12 protein-coding genes are annotated in these 14,609 nt (G+C 29.8%); 9 read left to right on the forward strand and 3 right to left on the reverse strand.

Annotated features, from left to right (window positions below; all coding sequences use genetic code 11):
• Positions 1-17: 17 nt before the first annotated feature.
• The 5 genes from RG22_RS15000 to RG22_RS15020 all read left to right on the forward strand — a co-directional run bounded on the left by RG22_RS15000 (position 18) and on the right by RG22_RS15020 (position 5,761).
• Entirely contained in the window at positions 18-257 is a 240-nt protein-coding gene (locus RG22_RS15000; RefSeq protein ID WP_034044727.1) for a hypothetical protein, read from the forward strand.
• A gap of 177 nt (positions 258-434) precedes the next feature.
• On the forward strand, positions 435-1,742 hold the full coding sequence (locus tag RG22_RS15005; RefSeq protein WP_034044728.1) for an O-antigen translocase: 1,308 nt from the start codon (positions 435-437) through the stop codon (positions 1,740-1,742).
• A gap of 13 nt (positions 1,743-1,755) precedes the next feature.
• Positions 1,756-3,051, forward strand: coding sequence for an O-antigen translocase (locus tag RG22_RS15010; protein ID WP_034044729.1), 1,296 nt, complete (start codon positions 1,756-1,758; stop codon positions 3,049-3,051).
• Positions 3,020-4,669, forward strand: a complete 1,650-nt coding sequence (locus tag RG22_RS15015) for a phosphoethanolamine transferase (protein WP_162183656.1) — start codon at positions 3,020-3,022, stop codon at positions 4,667-4,669. Before RG22_RS15010 ends, RG22_RS15015 begins: the two co-directional genes overlap by 32 nt.
• 6 nt (positions 4,670-4,675) lie before the next feature.
• On the forward strand, positions 4,676-5,761 hold the full coding sequence (locus tag RG22_RS15020; protein ID WP_034044732.1) for a glycosyltransferase: 1,086 nt from the start codon (positions 4,676-4,678) through the stop codon (positions 5,759-5,761).
• Between the two features lie 53 nt (positions 5,762-5,814).
• Here the strand turns inward: RG22_RS15020 and RG22_RS15025 are convergent, their stop codons facing one another.
• Together RG22_RS15025 and RG22_RS15030 are read right to left on the reverse strand one after the other, a co-directional pair.
• Positions 5,815-6,756: a glycosyltransferase family 2 protein gene (locus RG22_RS15025; protein WP_034044734.1), complete on the reverse strand. Its 942-nt coding sequence runs from the start codon at positions 6,754-6,756 to the stop codon at positions 5,815-5,817.
• Between the two features lie 73 nt (positions 6,757-6,829).
• Positions 6,830-7,513 (reverse strand): cell division ATP-binding protein FtsE, encoded by a 684-nt coding sequence (locus RG22_RS15030; protein ID WP_034044736.1) that lies wholly within the window; start codon positions 7,511-7,513, stop codon positions 6,830-6,832.
• Between the two features lie 206 nt (positions 7,514-7,719).
• On the opposite strand from RG22_RS15030, the gene RG22_RS15035 reads away from it, so the two are divergent.
• The 3 genes from RG22_RS15035 to RG22_RS15045 all read left to right on the forward strand — a co-directional run bounded on the left by RG22_RS15035 (position 7,720) and on the right by RG22_RS15045 (position 13,264).
• Positions 7,720-10,761 (forward strand): tetratricopeptide repeat protein, encoded by a 3,042-nt coding sequence (locus RG22_RS15035; protein ID WP_034044738.1) that lies wholly within the window; start codon positions 7,720-7,722, stop codon positions 10,759-10,761.
• A gap of 139 nt (positions 10,762-10,900) precedes the next feature.
• On the forward strand, positions 10,901-12,628 hold the full coding sequence (locus tag RG22_RS15040) for a TonB-dependent receptor (RefSeq protein WP_034044739.1): 1,728 nt from the start codon (positions 10,901-10,903) through the stop codon (positions 12,626-12,628).
• 57 nt (positions 12,629-12,685) lie between these two features.
• Positions 12,686-13,264 (forward strand): DUF1287 domain-containing protein, encoded by a 579-nt coding sequence (locus tag RG22_RS15045; RefSeq protein ID WP_034044741.1) that lies wholly within the window; start codon positions 12,686-12,688, stop codon positions 13,262-13,264.
• A 2-nt stretch (positions 13,265-13,266) separates the two neighbouring features.
• Here RG22_RS15045 and RG22_RS15050 read toward each other — a convergent pair whose 3' ends face one another.
• Positions 13,267-13,962 (reverse strand): class I SAM-dependent methyltransferase, encoded by a 696-nt coding sequence (locus tag RG22_RS15050; RefSeq protein WP_034044744.1) that lies wholly within the window; start codon positions 13,960-13,962, stop codon positions 13,267-13,269.
• 118 nt (positions 13,963-14,080) lie between these two features.
• Here RG22_RS15050 and RG22_RS15055 point away from each other — a divergent pair, with 118 nt between their 5' ends.
• The gene (locus RG22_RS15055; RefSeq protein ID WP_034044745.1) at positions 14,081-14,575 is read left to right on the forward strand and encodes a YkgJ family cysteine cluster protein; all 495 of its coding nucleotides are present in this window, start codon (positions 14,081-14,083) and stop codon (positions 14,573-14,575) included.
• Positions 14,576-14,609 lie beyond the last annotated feature (34 nt).

Genomic DNA, 14,609 nt, shown 5'->3' on the forward strand with positions numbered 1-14,609 from the left:
TTTTTTATGGCATTAATATGGAGTTATTAGGCATTACAGCTACAGAATATATTGGCTATTTAGCATCGTTAATGGTGTTAATATCTTTTACAATGAAAAACGTAAAAAAGTTACGTTTTGTAAATATGGCAGGTTGTATTTTATTTATAGTTTATGGTTTTTTAATGCCAACAATAAGGATTGGACTACCAATAATTATTGCAAATGTTGCAATTTTATGTGTTAATTTATATTATTTGTTTTTAAAGCGGGAGTAGAGTGAGTTTCTATAAATCATTATTCTTCAGTTTTTCTTATCTATACTAATATTAAGCTATATACGTTAAATGATTTTGTATATTTGAATCATACAGGAAAGAGACACAATTTTCTTGTATTTATCTAAAATTGCATTAAAAATATTAACCTTTTTAAGAAAAGTAAATTCATATTAATTGAAAAAATTAATAGATTATATAAATAACAATGTTTTAATAAAAATTACCTCGCTAAAAACTGCTGCTATTTTTACAAGAATGATTGCAGGTATATTAACATCAAAAGCTATTGCTGTTTTTATTGGAGCAGAAGGGTTGGCTTTAATTGGTAATTTACGCAATTTTGTTAACTCCATTCAATCGGTTGCAATATTAGGTTTTTATAAAGGAGCGGTAAAGTATATAGCAGAATATAAAGATAATGTTGTTAGGTTAAGTAAAACAATTTCTACGGTTTATTACATTGGCTTTGTTTCTTCAATTTTAGTATCACTTTTATGTTATTTTAATGCGGAAAATATTAATAATGTTATTTTTCCAAATTATAGTAATTATGCTTATGTAATTAAAATATTTGCTATTGTGCTCCCTTTTTATTCATTGAATATGTTTTCGTTTTCAATAATGAATGGCTTTTCAAAGTATAAAATACTAATCATAATAAATATTATTGGTCAAATTTTGGGCGTCTCTATTGCGTTACTTTTAATTTATCAAAATAATATAGATGGGGCTTTAATTTCGGTTGCAATTGCAGAGTCATTAATATTTTTAATCACCTTAGTAGGTATTATAAACCGACGTAGTTTAACGCCACTTATACAAGTAAAGCATATAAGCTTTAGTTATTTTAAACGATTAAGTTCATATTCAGTTATGGCATTATTTTCGGCTGTTTTATTACCCATAGTAGCTTTAGCTATTCGGTCATATATGATTGAGAATATTGGTTATAAAGATGCGGGCTTTTGGGAGGCTATGACGCGGATATCTAAATATTATTTAATGCTCGTTAGCTCCTTAATCGCTCTATATATATTACCTCGATTTTCTGAAATTGATAATGTTAAAACTTTTAGGAAAGAAGTTTTTGGATTTTACAGAACCGTCATACCAATATTGGCTTTAGGTTTGTTATTAATATATTTATTACGACCCTTTATTGTAGCTATTATTTTCTCTGATGAATTTAAACCCGTTGAAGACTTATTTTTATGGCAATTGTTAGGAGATTTTTTAAAGGTCTTATCGTTAGTTATTGCATACCAGTTTTTAGCAAAAAAAATGTTTTGGCACTATATTGTAACTGAGGCATTCTTAATTATAATTTTGTATACAACAAGTGTTTATTTTATTAATATGTTTGGTTTAAAAGGTGCTGTAATTGGTCATTTTGTTAGTTACTTAATGTATTATAGTGTTATTTTATTGATATTTGGAAGCTCTCTTTTTGGAGTGGATAATAATGAAGGCCGTCAAGCTTAAAATGTAATAATTAATGTTAAAACTGATAAGGGAGCAGCTAAAAAGTAGTGTTTTATTTAAAGCTATTTCTTTTAACTCATTAGGTGTTTTAGCGAAATTAATTACTGGATTTGCCATATCTAAATTTATGGCTGTATTTATTGGACCTTCAGGTATGGCCATATCTGGTAACTTATCAAACTTTATGCAATCTTTAGAAAGCTTATCTTCATTAGGGCTTCAAAATGGCATAATTAAATATATAGCAGAATCTAAAGATGATAAGCTTCAATTTAAAAAAGTAGTTTCTGCTGGGTTTTTAATTTCGCTTGGCATAGGTATATTAACATCGTTATTTCTTTTTTTGTTTTCTGACTCATTAAGTCAATTAGTATTTAGTACGCTTAAATATTCTATTTTGTTTAAAACATCGGCGGTAATAATGCCTTTTTATGCTTTGCACATTTTCTTTATAGCCGTTATAAGTGGATTAAAAAAAATTAAAGATTTAGTTATAATTAATATCATAGGATATTTGCTTTCCGCATTATTAATCATTTTTTTAATGAACAGAAACCAGTTAGACGGCGCGTTACTTTCAATTGTATTAACACCCTTAATCCTTTTTTTATCACTTTTAATAAAGTTTAAGTTAGTAAATAAAGTAATTAGAAACATTAGTTTTATTTCAACTTCAAAACCTTATGCATTAAAAATTATATCTTTTTTTTCAATGACTTTGTTTTCAGGAGTTATGTTTCCTTTTATATTTTTGTTAATCAGAAATCATATTATTGATACTGTTGGAGTTACTGAAGCAGGGTATTGGGAAGCTACAAGAAAACTATCTAATTATTATATGCTGTTTGTTTATACATTGTTTAATATATATTTATTGCCAACATTATCAGAAGATGTAAATAACACAAAGTTTAAAAATACGGTTTTAAATTTTTATAAGGGTATATTGCCAATAGTTTTATTGGGTTTTATAACCATTTATTTCCTTAGGTTTTTTATAATAAGAGTTGTTTTTACTGACGAGTTTTTAAGTATGCAAGAATTGTTTGGCTGGCAATTAATTGGAGATTTTTTTAGAATAGTATCGCTTACAATAGCGTATCAATTTTTTGCAAAAAAAATGATACACAAATATTTAATATGCGAAATAATATTGATGTTATTTATTTATTTGTCAAGCATCTATTTAGTAAATTATTTAAGTGTTTTAGGCGCCGTTAAAGCCCATGCTTTTAGCTATATATTTTATACCTTGCTTATGTTTTATGTTTTTAAAAATGAATTATTTAAGAGACATGTTGCTGAATAACAAGAGTAAAAAAAAACTTATCATAGAATTATTATTTTTAATTTCTATAATAATTTCTTCAGCTTTTGAATTAATATTTAGTGAATTTGGGTATCAAAGATTATTAAATTTTACTGAAAATATATTATTTGCATTAATTTTAATAATACCGCTTAGTTTTTTAAATAGTAAAAAACCATGCTTTTTTTATTTCAATATAGTATTTGTCTTTTTTAACATTATATTGTTTTTTGAAACTTCCTACTATTATATTTTTAATGTAGATATATCACCATCTGCTATTTATGTTTTATTAGAAACAAATAAATTTGAAACTAAAGAGTTTCTTTCTTTTTATTTGGATGGATATATAATTGTTTATGGTCTCTTTTTACTTCTGCTAGTTATTATAAGTGTTCTGGCAGACAACAAAAAATTGTTATATGTTAAAAAATCGGCACTTGGTACTAAACCACTAGTGCTAAGTTTAATTATTGTTTTATTTGTTTTAAAAGCTACACCATTAAGGCATCAAAACTTACCTTACTTATTGCTAAAGTCTTTTTATGTAGTGTATTATGAATCTGGTGTTATAAATGCTAGTGCTTATAAAAGTGAAAAAGGAATTTTTAATCACACAGAAACAGCAAATAATAATAAAAAGAAGTTATATGTTGTAATAATAGGGGAGTCCACCACAAGTAATAATATGTCGTTGTATGGTTATAATAGAAAGACAAACCCATTGCTATCAAAACAAGAAGGTTTAAGTGTTTTTAAAGATGTTATAAGCCCGCATGCCGGAACAACAGCCTCCATAACTAAAGCTTTTAGTTTGCAAGATTACGAACAGTCTTCAACAAGCCAAGGTTCCATTATACAGCTTTTAAATGCAGCAAACCACGAAACTTATTGGGTGTCTAACCAAGAGCCTGTTGGGTTTGCCGAAACCGATATTACTAAAGTTATCAAAGCTTGCAAGAATAAAATTTATTTTTCTACCAAAAGCTCTGAAGACACACGGTTATACGATGATGTGATTTTTGATAAATTAGATGAGGTGATTAACAAAAAAGAAAACAACAAAATTCTTTTTATACACTTACAAGGCACTCATATTTATTATAAAAACAGATATCCAGAACGTTTTAATGTTTTTAAAAATAATGTTAACAATAAAATTATATCTAAAGCGCATGATTTTGAAATAATTAATGAATATGATAATGCTGTTTTGTACAACGATTATATCGTTAATACCATAATCCAAAAAATAAAGCACACAAATAACGAAAGCTTTGTGCTTTATTTTTCAGATCATGGTGAAGAAGTTTATCATACCATAAAATTTGTTGGGCACAATGATGATGTTGGCACACTACCAATGTTTCAAATACCTTTTATGCTTTGGCAATCTGAAACCTTTAAAAAAAATAATTCTATTGAAATTGATTTAGATAGGCCGTACATGACAGACGATTTATTTCATAGTATTGCCCATTTATGCGATGTTAGTAACAAGCACGTAAATTTAAAAAAGAGTATTTTTAGTAAATCATTTAAAAAAAGAAAAAGAATTATTTTGAATAATAAAGATTACGATTCGCTATACGTTATTGAAAATAAAAAGAAAAATTAAGGTTTTATGAAGGTGTGTATCGTAACAACTTCTTTAGGGCTTGGAGGAGCAGAAAAGGCTGCTGCAATGCAATCTATCATGCTTACCAAATTGGGTTATCAAGTTCATATCGTCTTAATTTCTAATATCATAGTATTTAACTATAAAGGAATCATTTTTAACCTCGGCGAATTAAAAGACAAAAACAACACGTTTATTGGAAAAATCAAAAGGACATTTTTATTCAGGAAATATTTAAAGGATAATAAATTTGATGCTATAATAGACAACCGATTAAGAAGTAATGAACTATTAAACGAAATAGGGGTTTGTAAGTATGTTTACCGAAACTTTAAAGTTTTATATGTGGTACACAGTGCTTCTTATAAAGAAGAAATCTTAAAAAGCACATATTTAAAAAAATGGTTATTAAGTAAAGCCTTTAAAATAATAACAGTAAGTGAAGGATTGCGCGTGTTTTTAAAACAATTTTATAATAACAATACATTAGTGTGCATTGAAAATGCTGTAGATGTCGAAGCTATAAATTATGTGATAAACCAACCTTTTGAAATACCATATAAATATATTTTATTTTGTGGAAGATTTGATGAAAAATGTAAAAACATTAAATTGTTAATTAGTGCATATAGTAAATCTAAAATTTTCAATAACGGTATCAAATTAATGCTTGTAGGAGAAGGTGACGATAGGGAAATGTATGAGGAATTGGTGGCTAATTTAAACATAGCAAAGTATGTCGAATTTAAGCCATTTACAATCAATCCGTATGTTTATATGAAGCATGCAATAGCAACCGTTTTAACAAGTTTTTATGAAGGATTCCCTTTGGTTTTAGTAGAGTCTTTAGTCTGCGGCACACCCGTTATAGCCATTAATTGCGAAACGGGACCATCAGAAATTATAGTAAATAATGTTAATGGTTTATTATTAGAAACCTACAATGAAGATGAACTAAGTTTTGCTTTACAGAAAATTACAAATGAAAAAGACACTTTAAATAAGTTTAAAGCAAATGCTGTAGAAAGTATTCAAAAATTTAATTTTACAAGCATTTCAGAAAAATGGAAAAATATATTTGAAAACCATTAATGTTTTGATTAAAAAAAGCAGTTATTAATAGGAAAGGGCTGTTAGTAATTTAACTATTTGTAAGAACTCAAGTTAACATGAAAGCTTCTTAAAAAATATTTAAGGCGAAACATAAGTTTTAAAAAAAATGAATTCGTTTGAAGTAAAAAACGTTGTTTCTTATTCAAATTCTGTTTGTCCAAGTTTTTTAAAAAATGTGCTTGCTGCTTTTTATTATTGACTAACTTATATTGAAGTACAATAGAAAATCGATTTAAATCCAAATACTTCTTTAATGACGGGTTGTTTTTGGCAGCTTCTTCATATTTGTCTAAATCTAGAAATTGACGCAAATTCGTGTTGGATTTAGAAACTCTATTGTCTGCATGTAGATTGTATATGGCTGTAACTTGATTATTAAAAGCGACTTTATATTGCAAGGCAATTTGTATCCATAAATCGGTATCTTCACCAGCGCCAAGTGTGATTTTTTCATCAAAGCCCCCAAAGTTTTGCAAAACGTTTTTTGGAACGATCACTGCCGATGTCCAAGCAATACAACTCACAAAACTAGATTCAAAATAATTTTCTACAATACCTACCCAGTTTTTTGGAATGTTTAAATAGTAAGATTCTATTTTTATATTATAATTTCTTTTTTCGTAAGCACTTGCGTACAGTCCACAATTTGGAAAGTTTTCAATCATATATTTTTGTAATTCCAAATGGTTTGATAGCCATAAATCATCCGCATCTAAAAATGCTATGTAGTTGGTAGATGCTTTAGAAATACCAAAATTTCTAGCATGCGAAACGCCTTGATTTTCAATAGTAAAAATAGAAATTCTAGAATCTTCTACTTTGTTAACCTCTTCAACGCTATTATCTGTACTCCCGTCATCAACAATAATAACCTCAAAATCTTGAAAGGTTTGATTTAAAACACTTCTAAGGGTGTCTTCTATATATTTTTCTTTATTATATAAAGGAATTATAACTGAAAAAAAAGGAGCCATTTTAAGTAAGTTTTCGATAAAAAAGAGTGTGTTCTTTAACTATTTTTTATAAATCTTATTATTAGTAGCATAATTAACTTTTACGCTGTACCACCTCATAAACCGCATTGTCATCACATTTTAAGGTTTTACTTGGGTATTTAAGTAACAATGCATAATCGTGAGTTGCCATTAAAATAGTGTTGCCGTTTTTATTAATGTCTTGTAAAACCTCCATGACTTCAACGCTAGTTTGCGGGTCTAAATTTCCAGTAGGTTCATCGGCAAGTATTAATTCTGGGTTATTAAGTAAAGCTCTTGCAATGGCAATACGTTGTTGCTCGCCACCAGAAAGCTCGTGCGGAAACTTAAACCCTTTAGTTTTCATATCCACTTTATTTAATACTTGCTCAACTCGCGTTTCCATGTCGCTTTTATCTTTCCAACCAGTAGCTTTCAAAACAAATAATAAATTATCGTTAACCGTTCTATCTGTCAGTAATTTAAAATCTTGAAAAACGACACCTAATTTTCGTCTTAAAAATGGAATCTCTTTTTCTTTGAGGGTTTTTAGGTTGTAATCTACAATATACCCTTCGCCTTCGGTTAGAGGTAAATCACCATAAAGTGTTTTCATAAAGCTACTTTTTCCAGTGCCTGTTTTACCAATTAAATACACAAAATCACCTTTGTTAATTTCTACATTAACGTTGGCAAGCACCAAACTATCGCCTTGGTAAATTGAAGCGTCTTTTAATTGTAATATGGGATTCGACATAAATAGCAAACGTTTTAAGTTTCGTAAAAGTATTGTTAAAAACACCAAATTCCAAACCTAAAATTCCAAATCTAAATAGGCGTATTTGTTTAAGAGTTCAGTCTTTTTTAATATTTAATAACTCGGTTTATAATTATGGCACGATTATTACGTTATAAGTTTCATATTAAATTATCTTTGATTTTAAATTAAAAAACGAATCGTTAATGACTAAAAATAATATTGTTTCCCTCTTGGTAGCCATAAGTTTTAGTTTCCAAATTATGGCGCAACAGTCTGCCACTTATACAAGTAATTTGGTAGACTATCAAAAAGCTCTTTCACTATTTAATAATCAACAATATCTCGCTGCTCAATCATTGTTTAGAAGTATTAAAAAAGATGCAAAAGAAGACATTTTGCAGTCTGATTGCGCCTATTACATAGCTAATTGTGCGGTAAGACTCAATCAACAATCAGCAGATCAGTTGGTAGAAAATTTTGTAAAAGATTATCCAACAAGTACAAAACGAAATACCGCTTTTGTTGATGTCGCCGATTATTATTTTACAAACGGTAAATATCCACATGCCAGAAAATGGTACGATAAAGTAAATGAAGATGCACTTGCTAAAAAAGAAAAAGAAAAATTCAATTTTAATAATGGATATTCTGCCTTTGCGGTTAAACAATATAAAACCGCTAAAAAATATTTAACACGTGTTGAAAACTCTCAAGAATACGGGGCGCAAGCAAAATATTACATAGGTTTTATGGCTTATGAAGGTGATGATTATGATAAAGCTAATGAGTATTTCGATCAAGTAAGCGACCAAGAACGTTACAAAGAAAAACTGTCTTATTATCAAGCAGATCTTCATTTTAAATTAGGGAAATTTGAAAAAGCTATCGAGTTAGCAAAAGAAAGATTAGAAACTGGTGATGGCGCCGAAGTATCAGAGCTCTCAAAAATTATAGGTGAAAGTTATTTTAATTTAGAACAGTATGCTGAAGCGATTCCGTATTTAACCGAATATAAAGGAAAAAAAGGAAAACGAGATAGAAATGCAAAGTGGAATAATACTGATTTCTACCAATTGGGTTATGCGTATTACAAACAAAAAAATTACGAAAAAGCCATTTCAGAATTCAATAAAATTGTTGGTGGTAACAACGCTATTGCTCAAAATGCCTATTATCATTTAGGTGAAAGCTATATCAATTTAGATAAAAAACAAGAAGCTTTAAATGCCTTTAGATATGCATCGCAAATGAGTTTCGATTTAAAAATTCAAGAAGATGCGTGGTTAAATTATGCTAAAATTAGTTATGAAATTGGTAATCCTTATCAGTCGGCACCGCAAGTTTTAGCAGGTTATTTAGATAAATATCCAGAAACTAATTATAAAGAGGAAGTTGAAACCCTTTTAATTGACTCTTATATTACGTCTAAAAATTATAAAGAAGCACTAAAGTTATTAGAAGGTAAAAAGAGTTTTGAAAATAAGGTTGCGTATCAAAAAGTAGCATTTTATAGAGGTATTGAGTTGTATAATGACACACAATATTTGGAGGCAGAATCTCTTTTCGATCAATCTTTAAGTGAACCAAGAGATCCAAAATATACAGCTAGAGCTACATTTTGGAAAGCCGAAGCGGATTATAATTTAACAAACTATGATGATGCTTTGATTGGTTTTAAGCAATTTGATGCAATAAGCAACGCATCAGAAACACCAGAGTTTTTTAATATCGATTATAATTTAGGATATACTTACTTCAAGCAAAAAAAATACGATCAATCTACTATTTATTTTAATCAGTTTGCATCTCGTAGAGATGTAGATCGTGTAAGAGCAAACGATGCTTATTTAAGATTGGGCGACGGTTATTTTGTATCGAGTCAATATAACAATGCCATAAAAGCTTACGAAAAAGCGATTGAAATGAATGAAATCGATTCAGATTATCCGTTTTTTCAAAAAGCAATTAGTGTGGGTTACATTGGGCAATCTTCAAAAAAAATAAAAGATTTAGAACAGTTTATTGAAACCTATCCGAAATCTAAATTACGTGACGATGCGATGTACGAATTAGGAAATTCATACGTAAAAGCAAACGAAAAAGATAAAGCGATGCAAATGTATAATCGTTTAAGTAGCGAATATAAAATGAGTTCTTTTGTCCCAAAAGCGTTGTTACGTCAAGGTTTGGTATATTATAATGATAGTGAAAATGAACAAGCATTAGGTAAATTTAAAAATGTAGCTAGAGATTATCCGGGAACGCCAGAAGCAATTCAGTCAGTTGCAACAGCACGTTTAATTTATATCGATTTAGGTCGCGTAGATGATTATGCACGTTGGGTAAAAACCTTAGATTATGTTGAGGTTACCGATGCCGATTTAGATAATGCGACTTACGAAGCTGCCGAAAAGCAATATTTAGATAATAATACAGATAAAGCTATCAAGCAATTTAATGGCTATTTAAATGAATTTCCTAACGGACTACATGCTTTACAAGCGCACTTTTACGTCGCTCAGTTATATTACAAAAAAGATTTATTAGCTAACGCAGCACCACATTATAAATATATTGTTGAAGCATCGCAAAGCGAATATACCGAAGAAGCTTTATCGCGTTTATCGCAACATTATTTAGAAAGTAAAAGCTGGAATCAAGCCATTCCGTTATTATTACGATTAGAGCAAGAAGCAAACTTCCCCCAAAACGTGGTATTTGCACAGTCTAATTTAATGAAAGCTAATTATCAATTAGAAAATTATAATGAAGCGGTGTCTTATGCCGAAAAAGTACTAACAAATTCAAAAATTGATAATAAAATTAAAAGTGATGCGCATATTATAATTGCACGTTCTGCTATTAAAACTGGCGATGAGGATCGAGCCAAAACTGCTTATGCTAAAGTAGAAAAAGTTGCTACTGGCGAAATGGCAGCAGAGGCATTGTATTATAATGCTTATTATAAGCATAAAGAAGGTAAGCATGCAGCATCAAATAAATCGGTTCAAAAATTAGCTAAAGATTTTTCAGGCTATAAATATTATAGTGCCAAAGGGTTAGTGCTTATGGCTAAGAATTATTATGCTTTAAATGATGCGTTTCAAGCAACTTACATATTGGAAAGTGTTATTGAAAATTTCGCTGAATTTGATGATGTTGTAACCGAAGCAAAAGAAGAATTACGTCAAATAAAAGCTGAAGAAGCCAAAACAAATTCATCAATCGAAGCCGAAGAAAACTAGAAAAAGTATGCAATTTTCAGTCTCAGTATTCAGTCCCACTGTAACTGAAATTTACAGTTTTTAGAATTGAAATTTAAACAAATATTAGTGAATTCGTGGCGAAAAAATCGTCAATCATAAATCAAAAAAATCAAAACCTATGCGAAAGCACACAAAATATATTTTATTAGCCATTGTAACGTTAAGTGTAACAACTGTTTTCTCCCAAAACAGAAAAAACGATACCATCAATACAGGTGTTATAGATGTAGTAAAACCTTATACACCATCAATTTCTGATGCTTTTAAAGTAAAAGAAATTCCATCGATAGATGATGAAGAAACAGCGACAAAAAAAGAAATTAAGTACAACATTTTTTCATTTCCAGTGGCTTCAACATTTACACCTGCAAAAGGAAAGGCAGCTGTAGTTGAAAAAGCCAAACCTGTTAAATTATATGATAATTATGCCACTTTAGGTTTTGGAACCTATACTACTATTTTAGGAGAAGTGTATTTGAATCATGCTATAAGTAGAACCGAAAGTGTTGGTGGTTATGTTAGTCATCATTCATCACAAGGCGGTATTGAAGGTTTGTCATTTGATGATAATTTTTCAACGACTAAAATTAATGCAAATTATTCAAGTCGATTACGGGATTTAGCGTGGAATGTAGAAGGTGGCTTTCAACAACAAATGTATAATTGGTATGGTGTGCCAGAATCTCAATTAACGCAAGCACAAGCTAATAATATTGAAGTAGAGCATTCGTTTTATAGCGCACATTTTGGAGGTGATATTACATTCGAAAATACTTATATTAATTCTGGAAGTTTCTTTTTTAGACGTTTTGGAGATAATCAAGGTTCAGGTGAAAATAGGTTTATAGCTAAAGCGAAAATCGATATACCAATTAACGGAGAAGAAATTTCAACCGACTTTAAATTCGATTATATAAACGGAACATTCGATAGAAATTATACTTCAAATAATGAATTAAGACACGGTAATTTTCAAATAGGAGTTTCTCCAACATATCAATTAAAAGAAGATGATTTAACGGTTAATTTGGGCGTTTCAGTATCCTATTTAAGAGATTCTGAAACTAAGGAAAACAACATTTATTTATATCCAAATATAACCGCAACGTATAGATTGGTTAACGATGTATTAATTGCTTACGGTGGTATTCAAGGAGAGTTGATTCAAAATTCATATCATGGGTTTGCAACTGAAAATCCGTTTGTATCACCAACTTTAGTAGTTATGCCAACCGATCAACAATACAATGCCTATATTGGTTTAAAAGGAAAGCTATCAAGTAACATGAGTTATAATATAAGCGGGCGATATTTAGCTGATAGGAACAAAGCATTGTTTAGAAATAATGAAATTACCTTAACAAATGAAAATTACACTTACGGAAATTCTTTTGGAATGGTGTATGATGATGTGGATACCTTTGGCGTTGCAGGGGAAATAAACATTGATGTAAACAGAAATTTTAAATTAGGACTGAAAGCTGAATATTTTAAATATACAACAGATACTGAGGCTGAAGCGTGGAATTTGCCAGATGTAAAAGGTTCACTATTTTTGGATTATCAAATAAACGAACATTGGTTTGCAGGAGCCAACCTAATTTATACAGGAGAACGTAAAGATCAGTTTTTCTTAAATGATGGCATGACAGCTACTACGCCATTCACCATGGTTTTAGATAGTTTTTTTGATGCTAATGCACATTTGGGGTATCATATAAATGATAAAATTTCGGTGTTTGCAAAAGCTAATAATATTAATAATAAAGCATATCAGCGTTGGCAAAATTTTCCAGTACAAAGCATTCAGTTTTTAGCTGGTGCTACTTTTAAGTTTGATTTCTAACGTCATTACGAGGAGTGCAACGACGCGGTAATCTTTAAAATTGAAACTTATACTTATATGGAAAAACTACTTTTCATACTATCCTTATCTTTCAATCTTTGCATTTCACAAAGTAAAGTTCAAGTATTAAACCTTTCTGAAGCAGCACTAGAATTAACAAACCAAAAAGTAACTTACGACCCAAGTTATTTTTCAATCGATTATCCAAATGGCGATGTACCAAATGATAAAGGTGTTTGTACCGATGTTATAATTAGAGCATACAGAAAACTGGGTATCGATTTACAAAAGGAAGTCCATGAAGATATGAAGGCTAACTTTAATGTGTATCCTAAAATATGGGGTTTAAAATCTACCGATAAAAATATCGACCACAGACGCGTTCCTAATTTAATGACTTATTTTGAGCGACAAAATGTAGACAAACCCATCACCAAAAATGCAAACGATTATAAACCTGGAGATGTGGTTTGTTGGAATTTAAGAGGAGCAACAACACATATTGGTATTGTGGTTAATAAAAAATCAAAAGATGGTAAACGCAACTTAATTGTCCATAATATTGGTGCAGGTCAGGTTTTAGAGGATTTCTTATTTGATTTTAAAATTATTGGGCATTATCGGTTTAACCTTTAAGCTTAACTCAACCGCGCCAAATAATCAAAATGATCACCTTCTAAAATCAATTCACATTTAAGTCCCACAGAAGTACATACGGTTAGTAGCATATTAAAATCTAAATACAACCATTTCATTGGTAATTCTTTTTCGCCTTTATAACTCAAAAAATAATCGAGTTCACCATAGTAGTTTGCATTCATATCTTGCCAAAAACCACCATCTTCATCTTCGTACATATATTTAATATCCGACGAATCGATTAAAATTTGCCCGTTTGGTTTTAAAAGACATTTTATATGAGATAAGTGTTTTGAAACTTGTGATAACTCTTGAAAAATGCCTGTACCATTCATTAATAATAAAATGGTATCAAACTTATCGGTTTCATCTAAAATATTTTTTATTTCAGCATGTAAAATACCACGTTGTTTCACAACTTTAATAGCACCTTTTGATATATCGATGGCTTTTACTTTTAACCCTTTTTCTTGTAAATACAAACTATGATTTCCTGCACCACATCCCACATCTAAAACCGTACCTTTTACTAATTTAAGCGCTTTTTGTTCCAATTTTGGCATCTCTTTAAAACCGCGAAACAAATAAGGCAGAGGCAATGCATCATCATCAGAAATATTGGTTGAAGTCATAATATCTTCGGTGTAATCTCCGTTTTGATAATCTAATAAAGCGTTCCCGAAAAGGTCTTTCATATTTTACGTCATTGCGAGACTTTTTTAAGTCGTGGCAATCTGTTAGTTAAGTGTTTCAATTTTAAAGATTACTTCAGTCATACTTTCCTCGTTATGACGAAAATAGTATTTTTACACCATGCAAGACATCATAAATAATCTTCCAAAGTTCGCCAAAGATAAGCATAACGAAAACAAAAAATTCTTCGCTAAGCTAAAAAAGAAACCACCTAAAAATTTAGATTATGTCATGCAAGAATTGCACGAAACAGAGTTTGAAAAAACCGATTGCTTAACCTGTGCAAATTGCTGTAAAACCACTGGCCCATTGTTTACAGATAAAGATATTGATAGAATATCGAAACATTTTAAACAAAAACCACAACAATTTATAAATCAGTATTTGCGAATTGACGAGGATAATGATTATGTTTTACAAACTGTTCCGTGTACGTTTTTAGGCACAGATAATTATTGCTCAATTTATGAAGTGCGACCAAAAGCATGCAGGGAATTTCCACATACCGATAGAAAAAAGTTTCAGCAAATTTCTAATCTCACCCTAAAAAATGTAGCGATGTGTCCTGCAGCTTTTAATATTGTTGAGGAAATGAAAAAAAGAGTTAAGCTTTAACTTATAACTTTTCATTATATTTAATATCTAAATT

The sequence above is a fragment of the Wocania ichthyoenteri Th78 genome, from assembly GCF_000789235.1.
In the GTDB taxonomy this organism is placed as follows: Bacteria; Bacteroidota; Bacteroidia; order Flavobacteriales; family Flavobacteriaceae; genus Wocania_A; species Wocania_A ichthyoenteri.